This window comes from Paraburkholderia phenoliruptrix (genome assembly GCF_047325075.1).
Lineage (GTDB): Bacteria > Pseudomonadota > Gammaproteobacteria > Burkholderiales > Burkholderiaceae > Paraburkholderia > Paraburkholderia phenoliruptrix.
The window spans coordinates 797507-816461 of the sequence record NZ_CP168531.1; the positions used below are offsets into that span (position 1 = coordinate 797507).

Consider the following 18955-nt stretch of genomic DNA (forward strand, 5'->3'; position numbering starts at 1 on the left):
GGCCCCGCGCCCGGTAAGAGGACTGCTGATGCAAGAGATTTCCACCAAGCCTTATCTGCTGCGCGCGCTGTACGAATGGTGCACGGATAACGGCTACACGCCGCACATTGCGGTGCGCGTCGACAATCACACGCGCGTGCCGCGGCAATTCGTGCGCGATAACGAGATCGTGTTGAACATCAGCTTCGAGGCCACCAGCCAGTTGCAGATGGGCAACGAGTGGGTCGAGTTCAGCGCCCGTTTCTCCGGCAAGTCGCACAAGATCGAGGTGCCGGTCGCCAATATTCTCGCGATCTACGCGCGTGAAAACGGGCAAGGCATGGCGTTTCCGGTCGAGTCGACAGGCGGCGAAGCGCAGGATTCGGGCGCAGACGCCGAAGCGGTCGAATCGGCCCAGCCGGCCGAACCGGTCGCCTCACCGGCCGCGCCGCGTGCGGTCGAGAGTCCGTCCGCAGCCGATGCCGCCGCCAAAGCCGATCGCGCGCCGGAGGGCGACCAGCCCGACGACGACGGTTCGAAAGGTGGCGGGAGGGCTCGCCTCAAGATCGTAAAATGAAGTAGAATCACGGCCTCATGCCGGCTTAGCTCATCAGGTAGAGCGCTTGACTTGTAATCATGAGGTGGCGGGTTCGAGTCCTGCAGCCGGCACCAGTAGTGCGAAACGGGGTTTCTGTTCAGTCAGGAACCCCGTTTTTTATTTGGCCGCTCAGCGGTTGACACTGCAAACGGTGAGCGCAGGTGAGGGCTAAAATCGCCATATCTCTTTCACCTTGTCGATTGTGGACTAAACTGTCTACATTTCGCCGAGCCTGAGCGCCGAGAGTACGTCGCAGCGCCACTTCGCCCAACCATTCAACTTTCCATGACGAGCCCTGCAAGCATCACCTGGCCCGAAGCCGACGGCCCCCGTACCGCGCGTTGGCGCTCCGAGGCGGCGGTGCCGCCACCGAAGCGCGTGATCGTCGCCGACGACAGAACCACCGCCGATTCCGCCTACCGGCTCGCGTGCGAAGGCACCGCGCTGCTGTGGCGCGGCGACTTCCAGAACGCGCGTCAATTGCTGCAGGCGGTCACGCGGCGGCTGGAGCGCAAGCCGCGCAAGCAGGGCGCGACGCCGCTCGATGCGTTCAACCTGCATCGGCAGACGCAGTCGCAGCGCGCGCGCACGCTCGGCATGATCCTGATTCCGCTCGACGCCGATTACGCGATTCCGCTGCGCCGTGCGCCGGATGTGCAGCAGGCCTGCATCGAAACTTACGGGCCGCCGGGCGACGAAGCCTCGGTCGTGTCGCTGCGTGAGCTGCTCGGTCTGATCGGCGCGCACGAATGGCGGAAGAAGGGTGTGGAAATTCCTGCGCTCGGCGATCGGATTCATCCGCACTACGGCGTGTTTTCGCCGGTGCGCGGGGAATATGTCGATCTCGTCGCGCGCACGCCGCTGCCTTCGCTGAACAAGGCCTTCGACATCGGCACGGGCACCGGCGTGCTCGCTGCGCTGCTCGCCAAACGCGGCGTGAAGAAAATCGTCGCGACGGACCAGGATCCGAGGGCACTTGCCTGTGCGCGCGAGAATCTGACGCGCCTTGGTTATGAGCAGCAAGTCGAAGTCGTGCAAGCCGACCTGTTTCCGGAAGGACGCGCGCCGCTTGTCGTCTGCAACCCGCCGTGGGTGCCGGCGCGGCCCGCTTCGCCGATCGAATATGCCGTCTACGATCCGGAAAGCCGCATGCTGCTGGGCTTTCTCAAGGGCCTCGCGGAACATCTGTCGCCGGGCGGGGAAGGCTGGCTGATTCTGTCAGACTTTGCCGAGCATCTCGGATTGCGCACGCGCGAGTGGTTGCTCGCCGCTATCGACGATGCGGGGCTCACCGTAGTCGGTCGGGAGGATATTCGCCCGAGGCATCCGAAGTCGACGGATGAGGCGGATCCGCTCTACAAGGCGCGCGTGGCCGAAGTGACCTCGTTGTGGCGACTGAAGGCGCGTGCTTGAGCCGGTTGTAAGCGGCGGGTGAGAGATTCAGCAGTCGCGAACGGGCACTGCCGGCTGGGGCTTAAGACGACTCTGGCGTAACGGGCAGAGCCGTCTTACGGCAACCCCGCCCGCGCCTTGGCAAACGCCGCGGCCCCGCGCCCCGCGACCAAACCGCTCGCAAAACAGGCCGTCAGCAGATAGCCGCCCGTCGGCGCTTCCCAGTCCAGCATTTCTCCGGCGCAGAAAACGCCGGGCACACACTCGATCATGAGATGCGCATCCAGCGCCTCGAACGGGACACCGCCAGCGCTGCTGATTGCTTCGGAAATGGGCCGCGCGCGCAACAGCCGCACGGGCAACGCCTTGATCGCATGCGCGAGACGCGTCGCGTCGACGAAAACTTCCTTCGGCAGAATCTCGTGCAGCAGCGCGAGTTTTACGCCGCCAATGCCGACTCTTCCTTGCAAATGACTCGACATGGAGCGCGACCCGCGCGGCCGCGTCACTTCCGCCACCACCCGCTCGAGAGCCAGGCCTGGCGCCAGATCCAGCGAAATCGTGAGTTCGCCGTCGGCGGCAATCCGCTCGCGAATCGGCGCGGAAAGCGCGTAGATCAGACTGCCTTCAAGGCCGGTTTCGGTCAGAAGTATTTCACCTTGTCGATTGTGGACTTTTCCGTCTACGTCGGTCAGTGAAATGGCCACCGACTTCACTGGCTGACCCGCGAAACGCTCCACCAGGTAAGGGCTCCAGCCGGCGTCGAAGCCGCAGTTCGCGGGCTTGAGCGGCTGCACCGGCACGCCGCGCGAGGCGAGCAACGGCACCCACGCCGCGTCGGACCCGAGGCGCGGCCAGCTGGCGCCGCCGAGCGCAAGTACGACGGCGCCACAGTCGGCGGACTGTTCGCCTTCGGGCGTCGCGAAGCGCAAGCGGGCGGATGGCGCGCCTTCGCCGTCCGTGTGCTCGCCGTCCCAGCCGCTCCACTTGTGCCGCATGTGAAAGCGCACGCCGCCTTCCCTCAACCGATGCAGCCACGCGCGCAGCATCGGCGCGGCTTTCATGTCGGTCGGAAAAACGCGTCCTGAACTGCCGACGAACGTCTCCACGCCCAGCTCGCGTAGCCACGCGCGCAGCGCGTGCGGCCCGAACGCGTCCACAAGCGGCGCGATGCGGTCGCGGCGCGCGCCGTAGCGATCGAGAAACGGCTCGAGCGGCTCGGAATGCGTGATGTTCATGCCGCCTTTGCCGGCCATCAGGAATTTGCGGCCCACGGAGGGCATGGCGTCATAGACGTCCACCTGCACGCCTTGCAGGCAAAGCGCCTCGGCGGCCATCAAACCGGCGGGGCCGCCGCCGATGACGGCGACGCGGGCGGAATCGAACGAAGATGACATGCGGGCCTGCGGATAAGGGAAGAGGCGGCGTGCCGCAGCCTATGCGGCGAAACAACGGGCGTGCTCCTCTCACCAGCACAACAGCGTGCTGCGGTGAGACGTGGCGCGGCGAAGGCCGCTATTTTTACATTGCAAGCGGCGCCGGGCAAACGCGTCGGTCTTCACCACAGACGCGAGAACGCTACATTTCGGCGCCTTTGCGCCCACCGCGCCGTAAGGCCGCCGCTTTGTTATTCAGCATCGCGAACTATAATTTCTGGACACCTTCCACCGGGCGCCATTCGCGTCGTTCCCCGCATCTTTCCACTCACCGCGTCGTTCCCGCGCGAGTTCGCGCGTCGTGTCCTGCGTGGATGTCCGCACCTATCGATCAAGGAGACTGCCATGACCCGCCACTACATCGACTGCCGCGAGTTTCCAAGCGAAATGAACTGCACGGTCGCGCTGTCGGCCGACAGCGAAGACGAGTTGCTCGACGCCGCCGTGCAGCACGCGGTCAGCGTGCACAAGCATGCTGATTCGCCGGAACTCCGGTCGCAATTGAGGACGCTTTTTCACGAAGGCACGCCCCCGGTTCAGGCTCCGCGCATGTGAGTCGCGGCATTGACTCGCGGCGTTGACTTGCGGCATTGACTCGCGGATTGAGCCTCGAACCTCTGACTGCACTCGGGCAGGAAAAAGAGCCGCCGCGCTGACTCGCGGGGGAGGCGAGCGGCGCGTGACCGCTCGCGCGAGTCGCGGCGTGGTGTCGATCTCGTCTCGACGCGTTGCCCGAGGTCTCAGCTCGGGTAGGCTTCGTCGACCTTGAGCCCGGCAAGCTTGAAGATGACACGCAGCGTTTGCGGTTTGATGTCGCGCCGCGACGCGAGCGTGGTCATCACGAAGTCCAGCACTTTCGCGTATTTGAGCAGCGTCAGGCAGGTTTCCATGTCGACGCTGCCGTCGCGCATGACTTCGGCGAGACGAAGCATTTCCGTGGAGATGTCGCGCGCCATCTCCAGCTCGAGCTGCTGCTTTTCGCTCCAGGCGGGCATGGCGGTGAGCTTCGCCATCATTTCCTGGAACTTCTGTTCGACGTTTCCGTTGGGTACCGTATCCATTGCTGCCTCTTCTATTGTCCGGGCGCGAGTGCTGTCGACATTGCGGCGCGCTGCCGGTTACGTAACGTTCGGCTCGTGTTACGGAGCCGTCCTCCCCACTTGCATCCGGGCCGGGTGTTCGTCACCACGACCGACAGCTTGTTGTTATGGGCACCACGGCTTAAGCCTTTGGGACCTTGGCGGCGCGAAACGGTTCTGCTGCGCGCGGAGAATTCCCGCGGCGTGCCGAAAAACAGCAGGAACTGTTCCAGGAATGCGGCACTTCCTGCATGTTTTGGCGCGCTCTTCGGTGAACGGCCCGCCGTTTGGGTAAACTGGCAGCAACTTTTGTTTTCTTCCGTCACCTGACGCACGTTCCCGCCGCAATTGCCCACGGCTTCCCACGATGTCCAGCAAAACCCACGAAATTCGCCCGAACCAGTCCATCGAGTTGCTCAAGGAGCTGCACATCCTGACGCGCGACGGCAAGATGAACCAGGACAGCCGCCGCAAGCTGAAGCAGGTCTACCATCTGTTCCAGTTCATCGAGCCGCTGCTGACGGACCTGAAGGAGCAGAAGGGCGCGTTCACGCTCGTCGACCACGGCGCGGGCAAGTCATATCTAGGTTTTATCCTGTACGACCTGTTCTTCAAGGACTTTCAGGGTGCCGCAGGTGGGGCGTCGCACATTTACGGCATTGAAACGCGCGAGGAGCTCGTGACCCGCTCCGAGCAACTGGCGGCGCGGCTCGGCTTTACGGGCATGTCGTTTCTGAATCTGTCGGTAGCCGAATCCATTACGTCGGAGCGCCTGCCGGCGCAAATCGATATTGTCACCGCATTGCACGCCTGCAATACCGCCACCGACGACGCCATTCGCTTCGCCCTCGAAAAGAAGGCGAAATACATTGTGGTGGTGCCGTGTTGTCAGGCCGAAGTGGCAGGCGTTTTACGGCAAAACAAAAGTAAATCGCTTGGCAATGCGCTGACGGAAATCTGGCGGCATCCGTTGCATACGCGCGAATTCGGCAGTCAGATTACCAACGTGCTGCGCTGCTTGCAGCTGGAAGCGCACGGCTATCAGGTGAGCGTGACGGAACTGGTCGGCTGGGAACATTCGATGAAAAACGAACTGATTATCGCCCAGTTCAAGGACCTGCCGCGGCGGCGCCCGGCCGAGCGCCTCAACGAGGTGATGCAGACGCTCGGTATCGAGGAACTGAAAGAGCGGTTTTTCGTTTCCGCGTAATTCAGGCTTTCATCAATTTATGCCAGCCGGCGAGTCCGATTCGTCGCAGCGTTTCCTGATTGCGTTCGTAGATTGCTTCAGCATCGGGAAATGCCTGAACCGCGCGCTCAATGCTGTCTTCTCTGAGTAAATGCAGAATGGGGTACGGCGCGCGATTCGTGTAATTCTCGATGTCGTCAGGTTCGGTGCCTTCGAACTGATAGAAAGGGTGAAAGCTGGCAATCTGGATAATGCCTTCGAGCCGAAGCTGCTTGAGCATTCTTTCGGCGAAAAAAAGCGCGTCGTTGTATTCGAGAAAATCGCCGAGCGCCTGGGGCAAGATTAATAGTGTCGTGTCCACGGCAGCGGGATCGGCGGCGACCAGCGTGTTCAGCTCCGTTTCGAGATCGGCGAGCACGCCTTCCAGGTCGGTGGCCTCGCTCACCGCGTAGCGAATTTGTCCCTTTACGTGGACGGCCTTCGCAAACGGACACAGGTTGAGTCCGATCACGGCTTCAGTCAGCCAGTGACGGGTGGCGGCAACGACTGCGTCGTGCGGTTCGGCGGATGAGGGCATGGCGGTTCGGCAATTCAGGCAAAGCGTCATTTTAGCGGCGCCCGCGCGGGCTCACGACGGCGCTGCTGGCTGCGTGCGTGCGCTCGCGCGAATCAGCGAACCAGCGATCCAGCCAAAACTAACCTGCCGATCTGCCCCCGCATGCGGCGGCGATCAATTGCGCTGCCGCTTTCGGCGCGGCCAGCACCGGCCCGGAACCGGCGCGATAGGTCTGGCTCGCCGCATACACACCCTCGATCAGCAAAGCGAGCGCGTTGCCGAGCAGCTCGGGATCGTCGGCGCCTGCGGCCGTCGCCAGTTCAGTGAGACGCGCGAGCAGCCGCTCCTTGTTGCGGAACACGAATTGCCGCGCGGCGTGCTCGGTGTCCGAAAACTCGACGGCGACATTCACGAACGGACAGCCGCGATAGTCCTCGAGCGACGCCCGCGCCGCGAGGTCGTCGAAATATTGCTGCAACTGCCGCGCGGGCTCGCCGGGATGTTTCGCGAAGCTCTTCTCGACATAGCCGAAGAACTGCGCGTCTTTGCGCTCCAGGTACGCCATCACCAGTTCGTCTTTCGACGAAAACTGGCGGTACAGGCTCATCTTGTTGACGCCGGCCCGCTCGACCACCGCGTCCACGCCCACTGCGCGAACGCCCTCGCGATAGAACAGTTCGTCCGCGGCGCGCAGCAAGTGCTGTTGCGCTTCGGGCCCGGTCGTATGCGTGCCCCGGGCCCGGCGCGGGGCGCCCACCGGCCCGGACCCCGGCGGAGCGCCGGCTGGCTTGGAAGTTTCGCTTGCAGACATGAACGGCCCCTGAATTCAATTGACGCCTTGACATGTTACCGAGCTGTAACTAACATCGCAACACTGATTGTGACTGATCTGTCACAAGTCCCTTACCGAAACCGTAAAAATACCGACGGTGCCGACGCTTCGAATTCGCGCGACAGGAGAACCGATGAACTGGGCAGCAGGACTGATAGGCAGGCGTTTCCACTACGGCTGGTTGACGGTCGCCGTGGTGTTTCTGGTGTTGCTCGCGGCGGCCGGCACGCGCGCCACGCCGAGCGTGATGATGGTGCCGCTCGAGCACCAGTTCGGCTGGAGCCGCGCGACGATTTCGCTCGCCATCTCCGTGAACATCGCGCTTTACGGGTTGATGGGGCCGTTCGCGGCAGCGGCGATGCAGCGCTTCGGCGTGCGGCCCACGCTGCTCATTGCGCTCGGCACGATGGCGGTGGGCGTCGCGCTGTCGTCGCTGATGACACAGCCGTGGCAGATGGTGCTCGTGTGGGGCGTGATGGTGGGCGGCGCGACGGGCGTGGCCGCGCTGTCCTTGTCCGCGACCGTGGTGACGCGCTGGTTCACCACGCACCGCGGGCTGGTCATGGGGATTCTTACGGCGAGTTCGGCGACCGGCCAGCTCGTGTTTCTGCCGATGCTCGCGGCCATCGCCGAGCACTATGGCTGGCGTCAGGTGGTGTGGGTCGTCGCGGCGGCCGCGGCTGTCGTTTTGCCGCTGGTGGCGTTTCTGCTGCCCGAGCGCCCGGCCGATGTGAAGCTGCGTCCGTACGGCGAGCCGCACGACGCGCCCGTGGCGGCCACGGTCACGAAGCAGAACCCGCTCGCCATCGCATTCGGCACGCTCGCCATGGCGAGCAGGACACGCGATTTCTGGCTGCTGTTCTTTAGCTTCTTTATTTGCGGCGCGAGCACGAATGGCTACGTCGGCACGCATTTGATCGCCATGTGCGGCGACTACGGCATGTCGGAAGTGCAGGGCGCGTCGCTGCTTGCGGCCATGGGTGTGTTCGATCTGTTCGGCACGACGCTCTCCGGCTGGCTCTCGGACCGTTTCAATAGCCGGGTGCTGCTGTTCTGGTATTACGGGCTGCGCGGCTTGTCGCTGATGTATCTGCCGCACGCCTTCGGCATCGATTTTTTCGGGCTGCCGCTATTCGCCGTGTTCTACGGGCTCGACTGGATCGCCACCGTGCCGCCGACCGTGCGTCTCGCGACCGACGTCTACGGCAAGGAGTCGGCGCCCGTGGTGTTCGGCTGGGTCGTGGCGGGGCATCAGCTCGGCGCGGCGTTCGCGGCGCTCGGCGCGGGCATGCTGCGCGCGAGCCTCGGCACCTACACGGTGGCGTCGATGATTTCGGGCGGTCTGTGCCTCGTCGCGGCTGTTATCGTGCTGCGGATCAACCGGCCGGCCAAGGTGCCGCAGCCGCAGGCCGTTTGACGCGACGCCGCGGAAAGACGCGAGCCCGCCGCCTCCGCGTCTTTCCACACCACGGAAAAACCATCTGCGCGCATTGCACAGCGCGCGCGCCAATCCTTGGGTATGCTATGTGGCCTTGGGCAGCCGCCCGTTGATCATGAATTTCCACCGAGAGAAGCGCATGACCCACAAACCCGCCCCCACCGAAGTTGCCATCCACGAGCTGATTGCCGGTCGCTGGAGCCCGCGCGCCTATTCGAGCGAGCCGGTGAGCCGCGAGAACCTGCGCGCGGTGCTCGAAGCGGCACGCTGGGCGCCTTCGTCGTACAACGCCCAGCCGTGGCGTTTTCTGGTGTTCGACCGCAGCGTCGATGAAGTCGCATTCAAGCAGGCGTTTGCCACCCTCGTGCCGTTCAACCAGGGCTGGAACGCACCCGCGCCCGTGCTGATCGCCGTGACGACGCAAACGCGTACCGCGAAGGGCGAAGTGAACCGCTGCGCGCAATACGACGCCGGCGCGGCGGCCATGGCGCTGGTCTTGCAGGCGCATGCGCTCGGCCTCGCCGCGCATCAGATGAGCGGCTTCGACCCGAACGCATTCCGCACGGCTTTTGAGTTGCCGAACGACGTCGAGCCCATCGCGATCATTTCTCTCGGCCATTACGGCGACGTCGAGAAGCTGGATCCGGTGCTGCGCGAGCGCGAAAAGTCGGCGCGCCAGCGTTTGCCGCTTGGCGAGATTGCCTATGGCGGCGGCTGGAAAAAGGCGTTCTGAGGCGGCTTCCGTTGCCTTGCACGTTGACGAAGAACGCGCGGCGCCTACCGCGCGTTTTTTTGGGGCGCGTCAAAGCGCGTCGTCGTCGGTTACGCTCGAAAGCGGCGCGGCCACATGCTCCAACGACTTGCGCTCCGCGTCCACACCCCAGATCGCGGCGATCACGGCTGCCGCGAGCATGAGCGCGGAGCCGACCAGATAGCCGGAAAACACTTCGCCGCGCTGGTGTGTGTCGATCAGCCGTCCGAAGAAGGCCGGGCCGGCGATTCCGCCGAGCGCCGTGCCGAACGCGTAGAACACGGCAATGGCGAGCGCGCGGATTTCGAGCGGAAACGATTCGCTGACCGTGAGATAAGCCGAGCTGGCCGCCGCCGACGCGAAGAAAAAAATCACCATCCACGCGACGGTTTGTGTGACGACCGTCAGCATGTGCTGCTCGAAGAGGTAGCCGCTTGCCGTCAGCAGAATCGCCGACATGCCGTAAGTCGACGCGATCATCTTGCGCCGCCCGATCACATCGAAAAGCCGGCCGAGCAGCAGCGGCCCGAGGAAATTGCCGAGCGCAAAAGGCAGTAGATACCAGCCGATGTGATCGCCTGGCACCCCGTAGAAATCTGTCAACACGAGCGCGTAGGTGAAGAAAATCGCGTTGTAGAAGAACGCCTGCGCGGTCATCAGCGAAAGACCGACCAGCGCGCGCCGTCGGTGCAGATTGAACAGCGTATGGAACACCTCGCGCAGCGGCGTGTGCCCGCGGGCCCGCAGGCGCAGGCGCGTGAAGCCGTCGGCGGGCAGCGTGTGGCCTTCGCTGCGAAAGCGACTTTCTATGCCTTCGACGATGCCGCGAGCGTCGCGCTCGTCGCCGTGCGTCAGCAGCCAGCGCGGGCTTTCAGGCACCCAGATGCGCATCGGCAGCACGATCAGCGCGAGCGCCGCGCCGATGAAAAAGCACGCGCGCCAGCCCCAGTCGCCCGGCAGCAGGTGCGGATCGAGCAGCACCAGCGAGCCCGCCGCGCCCAGCCCGGCGCCTACCCAGAACGTGCCGTTGATCGCGAGATCGATCCAGCCGCGCACGCGAGGCGGCGTGAATTCCTGAATCGTCGAATTGATCGCCGTGTATTCGCCGCCGATGCCCGCGCCGGTCAGAAAGCGGAACAGCAAAAAGCTGGCGAGATTCCACGACAGGGCGGTGGCGGCGGTGGCCGCCAGATACAGCGCGAGCGTGATGAAAAAGAGCTTGCGGCGGCCCAGCCGGTCGGTGAGCCAGCCGAAACCGAGCGCGCCCAGCACCGCGCCGGCAATGTAGGCGCTGCCGGCGAGACCCACGTCCGCGTTGCTGAAATGCAGCGACGGGCTCGACTTCAACGCGCTCGCGACCGCCCCGGCGAGTGTCACCTCGAGCCCGTCGAGCAGCCAGGTCACGCCGAGCGCCACGACGATCAACGTATGAAAGCGTCCCCAAGGCAGGCGGTCGAGCCGCGACGGCAAGTCCGTTTCGATCACCCCGGCGGTTTTTCGCTCGACGTCGGCGGCAGGCGGCGCGCTCATTGCTGATGGTCTCCTGAGTCGTTGGAATGCGGCGGCTGGAACAGCAGTGGGTAGCAATTTGCGTTCCGCCGCGCGTGGCGCGCAAAGCGCGCGTCGGGGCTGCACGCCGTTTGCGGCTCGGTCGCGCCTGCATTGCGCTTTCCTCACGACCCGCCGGGCTAATTGGCATGTTGATGCTGGTCCGGCTTTCGTGATACAAAGCCGCTCCCCCTACCAGTGCGCGCCAGCCGTGAGCGGCGATTCCTGCCATGACCTATTGCGCGATTGACTTCGGTACTTCCAACTCGGCCGTGGCCGTTCCGGACGGCGCGGCGCTCCGACTCGCTCCGGTCGAAGGCGCGTACACGACGCTGCCCACGTCGGTCTTCTTCAATACCGACGAAGACACCCGCGAATTCGGGCGCGCCGCGCTCGCGGCGTACATCGACGGTTTCGACGGGCGGCTGATGCGCTCGATGAAAAGCATTCTCGGCTCGCCGCTTGCCGATAATTCGACGGATCTCGGCGACGGCACGGCAATCAAGTACACGGACGTCATCGCGATTTTCCTCGACCATCTGAAGCGTTCGGCGGAAAAAAGCGCGGGGGCGCCGATCGACCGCGCGGTGCTGGGCCGCCCGGTGTTCTTCGTCGACGACGACCCGCGCGCGGATCAGATGGCGCAAAAGCAGCTGGAAACGGCGGCGCGCGCAGTTGGTTTGCGCGACATTCACTTCCAGTATGAGCCGATTGCGGCCGCTTTCGACTACGAATCGCGCCTGACGCGCGAAGGCCTCGTGCTGGTGGCCGACATTGGCGGCGGCACGTCAGACTTTTCGCTGGTGCGCGTGGGGCCCGAACGGATGCAGCGCGTGGAGCGCAAGGACGACGTGCTGGCTCACCACGGTGTGCATGTCGCGGGCACGGATTTCGACCGCCGCGTGGAACTGGCCACGATCCTGCGCGAACTCGGCTATCAATCGCTCGACCCGGAAGGCCGCGAAATCCCGAACCGCGTCTATTTCGACCTTGCGACGTGGCATCTGATCAACACGGTCTATGCGCCGAAGCGTGTGAGCGAACTCGCTTTGATGCGGCACCTCTTCAGCGAGGTCAAGCACCACGACCGCCTGATGCGCGTGGTCGAGCGGCGTCTCGGTCACGCGCTCGCAGCGCATGCCGAAGAGGCGAAGATCGGCGTCGCGGCGGGCGGCGAGACGGTGATCGATCTGGACGAAGTGGAAGACGAACTGCGTCTTGCATTCGACGAAGCCCAGCTGATCGAGGCGGGGCAGGAAGAGACGCGGCGCATCGTGGCGGCGGCGCGCGACACCGTGCAGGCCGCGGGCGTGTCCGTTCGCGACGTGAGCGCGGTGTACTTTACTGGCGGCTCGACCGGTCTCGCGTTTCTCTCTAACGCATTGGCCGCGGCATTCCCCGATGCGCAAGCCGTATTCGGCGACCGCCTCGCCAGCGTGGCCACGGGCCTCGGCATTCACGCGCGGCGTGTCTTCACCTGAACGCGAATCACAACTCGCATAGCGCGAAGATAATCGCCTTGTCGCAATGTCGACGGATATAAAAAAACCCCGCCTTGGCGGGGTTTTTTGCGTCCAGAAGGAAGCAGCGTAGCGCTTACACCGGCTTGATGTTAGCAGCTTGCTTGCCCTTCGGGCCCGTCTTCACTTCAAACGTAACCTTTTGGTTTTCTTGCAGCGTCTTGAAGCCTTCCGTGCGGATTTCCGAGAAATGCGCGAACAGATCTTCGCCGCCGCCGTCCGGGGTGATGAAGCCAAAGCCCTTTGCGTCATTGAACCACTTGACGGTACCGGTTTCCATATTACTTGTTCCTAAAGATGGTGAATAAGGCCGAAGCCCATGAGTGCATGAAAATCAAGGAAGGGGGTAATGGGACCAACCGGAGTACCGTTGATGGGCGAACTACGAAAGACCAATTCACTCGCCGCTTGAAATCCTGCCCGAACGTTATACGGCGATTTCGAGAGAAGGTCAACACTCGGCCGGCAACTTTACAAAAATTCGCGATAGCGCACCGAAAAGTTGCTTACAAAGCTTGCGAAGTGGGTAGTTTTTTTGCTAGGGAGAACCCTTAGTTTCGCTGCAGGAGGCGGGTGCAACCGTTAAACTACGCGCCCGCGCCGGTTGCACCATACGGATAACCGCCGCGCATACATGCGCGTCACCCGTTCTCAGCGCCATAAGCGCAGGTCAGGGGGTGCCGACATGGTTCTGAAACAGGAGAAGACGTGAAAAGTTCTATACAACGGAACATCGGGCCGTTCGCACTCATGCTGACCGGCCTGGGTTCGATCATCGGCTCAGGCTGGCTGTTCGGCGCGTGGAAAGCCGCGAAAATCGCGGGTCCGGCGTCGATCTGCGCGTGGATCATCGGCGCGGTCGTGATTCTCGCCATTGCGCTGACCTACGCCGAACTGGGCGCGATGTTCCCGGAGTCGGGCGGCATGGTGCGTTACGCGCGCTATTCGCACGGCGCGCTGGTGGGCTTCATCAGTGCGTGGGCCAACTGGATCGCCATTGTGTCGGTGATTCCCATCGAGGCCGAGGCCTCCATTCAATACATGAGCACCTGGCCGTATGCCTGGGCGCATGCATTATTCGTCGACGAATCATTAACGACAACCGGGCTGCTGCTCTCGGCGGCCCTCGTGATCGTCTACTTCCTGCTGAACTACTGGGGCGTGAAGCTGTTTGCGCGCGCCAACTCGGCCATTACGATCTTCAAGTTCCTGATTCCGGGGGCGACCATCGCCGGCTTGATGGCGAGCAGCTTTCACACGGAAAACTTCGGCCAGGTGAGCACGTTCGCGCCGTATGGCTGGTCGGCCGTGCTGACGGCGGTCGCCACGAGCGGCATCGTGTTCGCGTTCAACGGGTTCCAGAGCCCGATTAACCTCGCCGGCGAAGCGCGTAATCCCGCGAAAAGCGTGCCGTTCGCCGTGATTGGCTCGATTCTGCTTGCGCTCGTCATTTATGTGCTGCTGCAGGTCGCGTATATCGGCTCGGTCAATCCGACCGACGTGATGAAGGGCTGGCGCCACTTCAATTTCGCCTCGCCGTTCGCGGAACTGGCGATCGCGCTGAACCTGAACTGGCTGGCCATTCTGCTGTATGTCGACGCCTTCGTGAGCCCGAGCGGCACCGGCACGACCTACATGGCGACCACCACGCGCATGATCTACGCGATGGAGCGCAACAACACGATGCCGAAGATTTTCGGCAGCGTGCATCCGTTTTACGGCGTCCCGCGCCCGGCGATGTGGTTCAACCTGCTGGTCTCGTTCATCTTCCTGTTCTTCTTCCGCGGCTGGAGCTCGCTCGCGGCGGTGATTTCGGTGGCGACCGTGATTTCCTACCTGACGGGCCCGATCAGCCTGATGGCGCTGCGCCGCGCGGCGACGGATCTCGAGCGTCCGCTGCATATTCCCGGCATGCAGGTGATCGCGCCGTTCGCGTTCGTGTGTGCGTCGCTGATCCTGTACTGGGCCAAATGGCCGCTGACGGGCGAGATCATTCTGCTGATGGTTGTCGCGCTGCCGGTCTACTTCTACTTCCAGGCGAAGTCGGGCTTCGGCGGCTGGGGCCGCGACCTGAAGGCGGCATGGTGGCTCGTCGCCTATCTGCCGGTGATGGCGATCCTGTCGCTGATCGGCAGCAAGGAGTTCGGCGGCCATGGCCTGCTGCCGTACGGCTGGGACATGCTGGTCGTGATCGCGTTCTCGCTCGTCTTCTATTACTGGGGCGTGCAGAGCGGTTATCGCTCCGAATATCTGGAAGAGCGTCAGACGCACGACGAAGTGCTCGAAGGTATCGGCGCACATTAAACTGCAGCGTTCGCCGTCCCGGCGGCAAGTCAAAAGTAAAAGCCCGCCTGAGTTCTGCTCGGGCGGGCTTTTTGTTTCTGCTGCGGCATTTGACCGCTCGTTCCGCCGCGGGCGGAGCCGGCGCTCAGGCGCTCCCGAACACGTAGTTCGTCATGGCGAGCGCGCGCTGGTACGTGCCGAGCGACTGGATCGTCAGCGAGTAATCGTCGTCGGCGGCACCGAGCGCGGCGAAGACCGGCAGCAGATGCTCGTCGGTCGGATGCATCAGCACGGCATGCGGCGCCTGGCGGCGGTAGTCGAGCAGCGCGTCGATGTCGCGCGCGGTCAGCTTTTCCTCGAACCAGTCGGTGAATTCGGCGACGCGCGGATCGGCATCTTCGGGCCGCGCGGAAAAGTCGGCCGCGCGCAGATTGTGGGTGATCTGGCCCGAGCCGATCACCAGCACGCCTTCGTCCTTTAGCGCGCGCAGCGCGCGGCCGACGCGGAAATGATGACCGGCGTCGAGGCGCGGCTGGATCGACAACTGTGCGACGGGTATGGCCGCGTCGGGAAACATCAGCAGCATCGGCACCCACGTGCCGTGGTCCAGCCCGTGCGGCTGCAGCTCGGCGTGCAGGCCGCCTTCACCGAGCAGCGCGGCGGCGCGGCGCGCGAGATCGGGCGCGCCGGGAGCCGGATACTGAATCTCGTACAGTTGGCGTGGAAAGCCGTAAAAGTCGTGGATGGTCTCGGGTTCAGTCGAGATGCTCGCGACAGGCTGCGCGGTGCCCCAATGCGCCGAGAGCATCAACACCGCCTCCGGCCGCGGCAACTGCGCGCCCAGCGTCGCAAACTCGGCGGACGGCAATGACGGGTCGATCGGCAGCGTCGGCGCGCCGTGGGACAGGAAAAGCGAAGGTAAGCGGTTCATGGCAGCGGGGCGCCCGCAAGGCGCGATCGGAAGTTCGGTTGCTGCCAATATAAAGCCGCACCGCTGTTTGATAAACGGGCGAAAGCGGAATTGATTGTCTTGCGGCAGTTGTTAATGGGGCGCTCGGGTCGCGCCACGCAGTCAATCGTCGGCGCCGCGCAATCCCGTCCACGCCGGCGAGAGCGCCGGCCCGAGCGCAAACAGATCGAGCACGCGCGCGACCGTGTGATCGACCATCTCGTCGATGCTCGCCGGTTGGTTGTAGAAGGCAGGCAAGGGCGGAAAGATCACGCCGCCCATTTCCGTGACCGCCGTCATATTGCGCAGATGCGCGAGGTTGAACGGTGTTTCGCGCACCAGCAGCACGAGCCGGCGGCGCTCCTTGAGCGTGACGTCGGCGGCGCGGGTGATGAGGTTGTCGGAGAAACCGTGCGCGACGCTTGCGAGCGTTTTCATCGAGCAGGGCGCGACGATCATGCCGTCCGTCGCAAAGGAGCCCGACGCGATGCTCGCGCCCACGTCGCGCACCGAATGGACGACATCCGCGAGCGGATGCACGTCTTCCTTGCCTAGCTTGAGTTCGTGCTGGATGTTGAGCCAGCCGGCGTTTGAAATAAGCAGATGACTTTCCACGCCGCCCAGCTTGCGCAGCGTTTCGAGCAGGCGAATGCCGTAAATGGCGCCAGTCGCGCCGGTGATGGCGACAATCAGCCGGCGTGGCGCCGCAGCGCGTGTTTCCATGACTCGCGGCGCCTCAGCGTGTTTCGAGAGCAGCTCGGGAGCAGCCGATCAGGCCGCGGCAAACAGTTGCTGCAGTTCGCCGGATTCGTACATTTCCATCATGATGTCCGAGCCGCCGACGAATTCGCCCTTCACATAAAGCTGCGGAATGGTCGGCCAGTTCGAAAACTGCTTGATGCCCTGGCGGACTTCGTCGTCTTCGAGCACGTTGACGGTCTTGAAGTCGCTGACGTTGCAAGCCTTCAGGATCTGGACGGCGCGGCCGGAAAAGCCGCACATCGGAAACTGTGCGCTGCCCTTCATGAAGAGCACGACGTTGTTTTCGTCGACGATTTGCTTGATGCGTTGTTGCGTATCCATGACTGACCTTGCGGTTCCGGTATGTGTAGGGAATAGGCTGAAATGATAGCGGATTTCGCTCGTACCGGCCGACGGCCGCTTTGACCATATGGTGATTGCGGCTATTGCGGCGGCTCGCTGTGGCCGGCGGCGGCTTGGTATTGGGCGTTTGGCGTTTGGCGTTTGGCGTTGGGCGTCCGGCGTTTGGCGTTTGACGTGAGTCGAGCGGCGGCGTGTGTGTTGGCGAGGCGAGCTCAGCCGGCAAGCCGCCCGCCGCTGATTCGCTCGATACCTGCGAGATCCCGCTCGGATCTGACATCTGCGAAACCTTGCGCTGTCAGAAGTGTGCGCACGGCCTCGGCCTGATCGTAGCCGTGCTCCATCCACAGTATGCCGTGCGAGCTCAGCCGCGCGGGCGCGCCGGCGACGATCGCGCGAATCGCGCTGAGGCCGTCGGCTTCGTCGGTGAGCGCGCCGCGCGGCTCGTAGCGCAGATCGCCCTGCGCCAGATGCGGATCGCCGCTCGCAATGTACGGCGGGTTGCTGACGATCACGTCGAAGCACAGCCTGCGGTCAAGCGCACCGTACCAGTCGCTTTGCGCGAAGATCACGGCGCCGCCGGGTCGCTTTGCATCGAGCCGGCGCGCGGCATTGCGCGCCGCGACCGCGAGTGCTTCTGCCGAACGATCCACCGCAGTGACTTGCGCATCCGGTCGCATCGACGCAATGGCCACCGCAATCGCGCCCGTGCCGGTTCCGAGATCGAGCACGCGCGGACGCGCGAGGTCTTGCATGGCCGTGAGCGCCGTTTCGACCAGCAATTCGGTTTCGGGACGCGGAATCAGCACATGCGGCGTGACCTCGAATTCGAGTCCGAAAAATTCGCGCACGCCGACAATCTGCGCCACCGGCTCACCGGCCATGCGCCGTGCCTGCAACGCCAGATAGCGTTCGACGCAGGCGCCGTCGAGCACTTCGTCCGCGCGTGTGATGAGTTGCGTTTGCCGCCAGCCCAGCACATGCGTGAGCAGAATCCGCGCTTCGAGCGGCGGCAATGGCGAGGCGCGCAAGAGCGTGGCTGGCGTGCCGGGAGTGGCCGGCGTGGCGGCGCGGTCGCGATCGGCTGGGTCCTGGGCGGTCATTGACGCCTAATCCGCGTCGCCGAGCGAAGCGAGCAACTCGGCTTGATGTTCGCTCACAAGCGCCCCGATCAGTTCGTCCAGATCGCCGTCCATGATCGCATCGAGGCGATACAGCGTCAGATTGATCCGATGGTCTGTCAGACGTCCTTGCGGGAAGTTGTAAGTGCGAATCCGCTCCGACCGGTCGCCGGAGCCGATCAGGCTCTTGCGCGTCGCGGCTTCCTTCGCCTGCTGCTCGTGCGACTGCTTGTCCTTGATGCGGGCCGCGAGCACCTTCAGCGCGCGGTCCTTGTTCTTGTGCTGCGAGCGGTCGTCCTGACATTCGACGACGATGCCCGTCGGCAAGTGCGTGACCCGCACGGCCGAATCCGTCTTGTTGATGTGCTGGCCGCCCGCACCGGACGCGCGGAACGTGTCGATGCGCAAGTCGGCCGGATTGATTTCGACTTCGCCGATTTCGTCGGCTTCCGGCATCACCGCGACCGTGCACGCCGACGTGTGAATGCGGCCCTGCGTTTCGGTTGCCGGCACGCGCTGCACGCGGTGGCCGCCGGACTCGAACTTGAGCTTGGAATACGCGGCTTCGCCCGCAATCCGCACGATCACTTCCTTATAGCCGCCCAAGTCCGATTCGCTCGCCGACATCATCTCCACTTGCCAGCGGTTGCGCTCGGCGTAGCGCAGATACATACGCAACAGGTCGCCCGCAAAAAGCGCGGACTCGTCGCCGCCGGTCCCCGCGCGGATTTCGAGGAAGATGTTGCGGTCGTCGTTCGGATCTTTCGGCAACAGCATGGTCTGCAGTTCGCCGCCGAGCTGCTCCATTCGGTCACGCGCCGCGCGAATTTCCTCTTCGGCGAAATCGCGCATGGATGCGTCTGTCAGCAGTTCCTGCGCGGTGGCGGCGTCGTGCATGGCCTGGCGCCACAGCGCGTAATGCTCGACCACAGGGCCCAGCTCGGCGTGTTCGCGCGTGAGCTTGCGGTATTGGTCGAGATTCGAGGTGATGTCCTCTCGGCTCAGCAGGTCGTTGAGTTCGGCCAGCCGCGTAGTCAGCTGGTCGAGCTTGTGTTGCATGCTCGTTTTCATCGGGCGGGTATCGGAGCGGGCTCCGGCAAGGACGGCAACCAGAAAAATGGGCGGATGCCCGGGACAGAAGCACGTGGCGGGCCACTGCGGGGCCACGGGCGGGCGGGGCGGC

The 18955-nt window shown here is 63.8% G+C and carries 19 protein-coding genes and 1 tRNA gene; 9 read left to right on the forward strand and 11 right to left on the reverse strand.

What is annotated here, in order from left to right; genetic code table 11:
• Positions 1-28: 28 nt before the first annotated feature.
• From ACEN8U_RS15690 to ACEN8U_RS15700, 3 genes are all read left to right on the forward strand, one after another.
• On the forward strand, positions 29-556 hold the full coding sequence (locus ACEN8U_RS15690) for a ClpXP protease specificity-enhancing factor (protein WP_013589757.1): 528 nt from the start codon (positions 29-31) through the stop codon (positions 554-556).
• Positions 557-575: 19 nt separating this feature from the next.
• Positions 576-651, forward strand: a tRNA-Thr gene (locus ACEN8U_RS15695).
• A 211-nt stretch (positions 652-862) separates the two neighbouring features.
• Positions 863-1990 carry a methyltransferase gene (locus ACEN8U_RS15700; protein WP_015003863.1) on the forward strand — a complete coding sequence of 376 codons (1128 nt, stop codon included), beginning with the start codon at positions 863-865 and terminating at the stop codon, positions 1988-1990.
• A 95-nt stretch (positions 1991-2085) separates the two neighbouring features.
• On the opposite strand, the gene ACEN8U_RS15705 is transcribed toward ACEN8U_RS15700, so the two are convergent.
• On the reverse strand, positions 2086-3366 hold the full coding sequence (locus tag ACEN8U_RS15705) for a TIGR03862 family flavoprotein (protein WP_015003862.1): 1281 nt from the start codon (positions 3364-3366) through the stop codon (positions 2086-2088).
• 384 nt (positions 3367-3750) lie between these two features.
• Between ACEN8U_RS15705 and ACEN8U_RS15710 the strand changes: the two genes are divergently transcribed.
• The gene (locus ACEN8U_RS15710; protein WP_041745801.1) at positions 3751-3960 is read left to right on the forward strand and encodes a DUF1059 domain-containing protein; all 210 of its coding nucleotides are present in this window, start codon (positions 3751-3753) and stop codon (positions 3958-3960) included.
• A gap of 185 nt (positions 3961-4145) precedes the next feature.
• Here the strand turns inward: ACEN8U_RS15710 and ACEN8U_RS15715 are convergent, their stop codons facing one another.
• Positions 4146-4466, reverse strand: coding sequence for a hypothetical protein (locus tag ACEN8U_RS15715; RefSeq protein WP_013589753.1), 321 nt, complete (start codon positions 4464-4466; stop codon positions 4146-4148).
• A gap of 385 nt (positions 4467-4851) precedes the next feature.
• Here ACEN8U_RS15715 and ACEN8U_RS15720 point away from each other — a divergent pair, with 385 nt between their 5' ends.
• On the forward strand, positions 4852-5694 hold the full coding sequence (locus tag ACEN8U_RS15720) for a class I SAM-dependent methyltransferase (protein ID WP_015003861.1): 843 nt from the start codon (positions 4852-4854) through the stop codon (positions 5692-5694).
• Position 5695: 1 nt separating this feature from the next.
• Here the strand turns inward: ACEN8U_RS15720 and ACEN8U_RS15725 are convergent, their stop codons facing one another.
• Positions 5696-6250, reverse strand: coding sequence for a DUF1415 domain-containing protein (locus ACEN8U_RS15725; RefSeq protein WP_041745799.1), 555 nt, complete (start codon positions 6248-6250; stop codon positions 5696-5698).
• Between the two features lie 118 nt (positions 6251-6368).
• Positions 6369-7040, reverse strand: coding sequence for a TetR/AcrR family transcriptional regulator (locus tag ACEN8U_RS15730; RefSeq protein ID WP_041745797.1), 672 nt, complete (start codon positions 7038-7040; stop codon positions 6369-6371).
• A gap of 154 nt (positions 7041-7194) precedes the next feature.
• On the opposite strand from ACEN8U_RS15730, the gene ACEN8U_RS15735 reads away from it, so the two are divergent.
• Both ACEN8U_RS15735 and ACEN8U_RS15740 read left to right on the forward strand, forming a co-directional pair.
• Positions 7195-8478 (forward strand): MFS transporter, encoded by a 1284-nt coding sequence (locus ACEN8U_RS15735; RefSeq protein WP_015003858.1) that lies wholly within the window; start codon positions 7195-7197, stop codon positions 8476-8478.
• A gap of 160 nt (positions 8479-8638) precedes the next feature.
• Entirely contained in the window at positions 8639-9232 is a 594-nt protein-coding gene (locus ACEN8U_RS15740; RefSeq protein ID WP_175126371.1) for a nitroreductase family protein, read from the forward strand.
• Positions 9233-9301: 69 nt separating this feature from the next.
• On the opposite strand, the gene ACEN8U_RS15745 is transcribed toward ACEN8U_RS15740, so the two are convergent.
• Entirely contained in the window at positions 9302-10780 is a 1479-nt protein-coding gene (locus ACEN8U_RS15745; RefSeq protein WP_015003856.1) for an MFS transporter, read from the reverse strand.
• Between the two features lie 248 nt (positions 10781-11028).
• Between ACEN8U_RS15745 and ACEN8U_RS15750 the strand changes: the two genes are divergently transcribed.
• Positions 11029-12279: an Hsp70 family protein gene (locus ACEN8U_RS15750; protein ID WP_015003855.1), complete on the forward strand. Its 1251-nt coding sequence runs from the start codon at positions 11029-11031 to the stop codon at positions 12277-12279.
• Between the two features lie 115 nt (positions 12280-12394).
• Here the strand turns inward: ACEN8U_RS15750 and ACEN8U_RS15755 are convergent, their stop codons facing one another.
• Complete coding sequence (locus ACEN8U_RS15755; protein WP_007180251.1) at positions 12395-12598, reverse strand: cold-shock protein; 204 nt, start codon at positions 12596-12598, stop codon at positions 12395-12397.
• A gap of 428 nt (positions 12599-13026) precedes the next feature.
• On the opposite strand from ACEN8U_RS15755, the gene ACEN8U_RS15760 reads away from it, so the two are divergent.
• Positions 13027-14622, forward strand: a complete 1596-nt coding sequence (locus tag ACEN8U_RS15760; protein ID WP_013589745.1) for an APC family permease — start codon at positions 13027-13029, stop codon at positions 14620-14622.
• Between the two features lie 124 nt (positions 14623-14746).
• Here the strand turns inward: ACEN8U_RS15760 and ACEN8U_RS15765 are convergent, their stop codons facing one another.
• From ACEN8U_RS15765 to prfA, 5 genes are all read right to left on the reverse strand, one after another.
• Complete coding sequence (locus ACEN8U_RS15765) at positions 14747-15532, reverse strand: DODA-type extradiol aromatic ring-opening family dioxygenase (RefSeq protein WP_015003853.1); 786 nt, start codon at positions 15530-15532, stop codon at positions 14747-14749.
• Between the two features lie 141 nt (positions 15533-15673).
• Complete coding sequence (locus ACEN8U_RS15770) at positions 15674-16273, reverse strand: UbiX family flavin prenyltransferase (protein ID WP_015003852.1); 600 nt, start codon at positions 16271-16273, stop codon at positions 15674-15676.
• A 48-nt stretch (positions 16274-16321) separates the two neighbouring features.
• Positions 16322-16633 carry a Grx4 family monothiol glutaredoxin gene (gene grxD / locus ACEN8U_RS15775; protein ID WP_013589742.1) on the reverse strand — a complete coding sequence of 104 codons (312 nt, stop codon included), beginning with the start codon at positions 16631-16633 and terminating at the stop codon, positions 16322-16324.
• A 233-nt stretch (positions 16634-16866) separates the two neighbouring features.
• Positions 16867-17754: a peptide chain release factor N(5)-glutamine methyltransferase gene (gene prmC, locus ACEN8U_RS15780; RefSeq protein ID WP_310110834.1), complete on the reverse strand. Its 888-nt coding sequence runs from the start codon at positions 17752-17754 to the stop codon at positions 16867-16869.
• A gap of 6 nt (positions 17755-17760) precedes the next feature.
• Complete coding sequence (prfA, locus tag ACEN8U_RS15785; RefSeq protein ID WP_015003850.1) at positions 17761-18843, reverse strand: peptide chain release factor 1; 1083 nt, start codon at positions 18841-18843, stop codon at positions 17761-17763.
• Between the last annotated feature and the right edge of the window lie 112 nt (positions 18844-18955).

Coding starts and splice junctions, on each gene's coding strand:
- ACEN8U_RS15690 (WP_013589757.1), top strand. CDS start 29: ATGCAAGAGATTTCCACCAAGCCTTATCTGCTGCGCGCGCTGTACGAA.
- ACEN8U_RS15700 (WP_015003863.1), top strand. CDS start 863: ATGACGAGCCCTGCAAGCATCACCTGGCCCGAAGCCGACGGCCCCCGT.
- ACEN8U_RS15705 (WP_015003862.1), bottom strand. CDS start 3,366: ATGTCATCTTCGTTCGATTCCGCCCGCGTCGCCGTCATCGGCGGCGGC.
- ACEN8U_RS15710 (WP_041745801.1), top strand. CDS start 3,751: ATGACCCGCCACTACATCGACTGCCGCGAGTTTCCAAGCGAAATGAAC.
- ACEN8U_RS15715 (WP_013589753.1), bottom strand. CDS start 4,466: ATGGATACGGTACCCAACGGAAACGTCGAACAGAAGTTCCAGGAAATG.
- ACEN8U_RS15720 (WP_015003861.1), top strand. CDS start 4,852: ATGTCCAGCAAAACCCACGAAATTCGCCCGAACCAGTCCATCGAGTTG.
- ACEN8U_RS15725 (WP_041745799.1), bottom strand. CDS start 6,250: ATGCCCTCATCCGCCGAACCGCACGACGCAGTCGTTGCCGCCACCCGT.
- ACEN8U_RS15730 (WP_041745797.1), bottom strand. CDS start 7,040: ATGTCTGCAAGCGAAACTTCCAAGCCAGCCGGCGCTCCGCCGGGGTCC.
- ACEN8U_RS15735 (WP_015003858.1), top strand. CDS start 7,195: ATGAACTGGGCAGCAGGACTGATAGGCAGGCGTTTCCACTACGGCTGG.
- ACEN8U_RS15740 (WP_175126371.1), top strand. CDS start 8,639: ATGACCCACAAACCCGCCCCCACCGAAGTTGCCATCCACGAGCTGATT.
- ACEN8U_RS15745 (WP_015003856.1), bottom strand. CDS start 10,780: ATGAGCGCGCCGCCTGCCGCCGACGTCGAGCGAAAAACCGCCGGGGTG.
- ACEN8U_RS15750 (WP_015003855.1), top strand. CDS start 11,029: ATGACCTATTGCGCGATTGACTTCGGTACTTCCAACTCGGCCGTGGCC.
- ACEN8U_RS15755 (WP_007180251.1), bottom strand. CDS start 12,598: ATGGAAACCGGTACCGTCAAGTGGTTCAATGACGCAAAGGGCTTTGGC.
- ACEN8U_RS15765 (WP_015003853.1), bottom strand. CDS start 15,532: ATGAACCGCTTACCTTCGCTTTTCCTGTCCCACGGCGCGCCGACGCTG.
- ACEN8U_RS15770 (WP_015003852.1), bottom strand. CDS start 16,273: ATGGAAACACGCGCTGCGGCGCCACGCCGGCTGATTGTCGCCATCACC.
- grxD (WP_013589742.1), bottom strand. CDS start 16,633: ATGGATACGCAACAACGCATCAAGCAAATCGTCGACGAAAACAACGTC.
- prmC (WP_310110834.1), bottom strand. CDS start 17,754: ATGACCGCCCAGGACCCAGCCGATCGCGACCGCGCCGCCACGCCGGCC.
- prfA (WP_015003850.1), bottom strand. CDS start 18,843: ATGAAAACGAGCATGCAACACAAGCTCGACCAGCTGACTACGCGGCTG.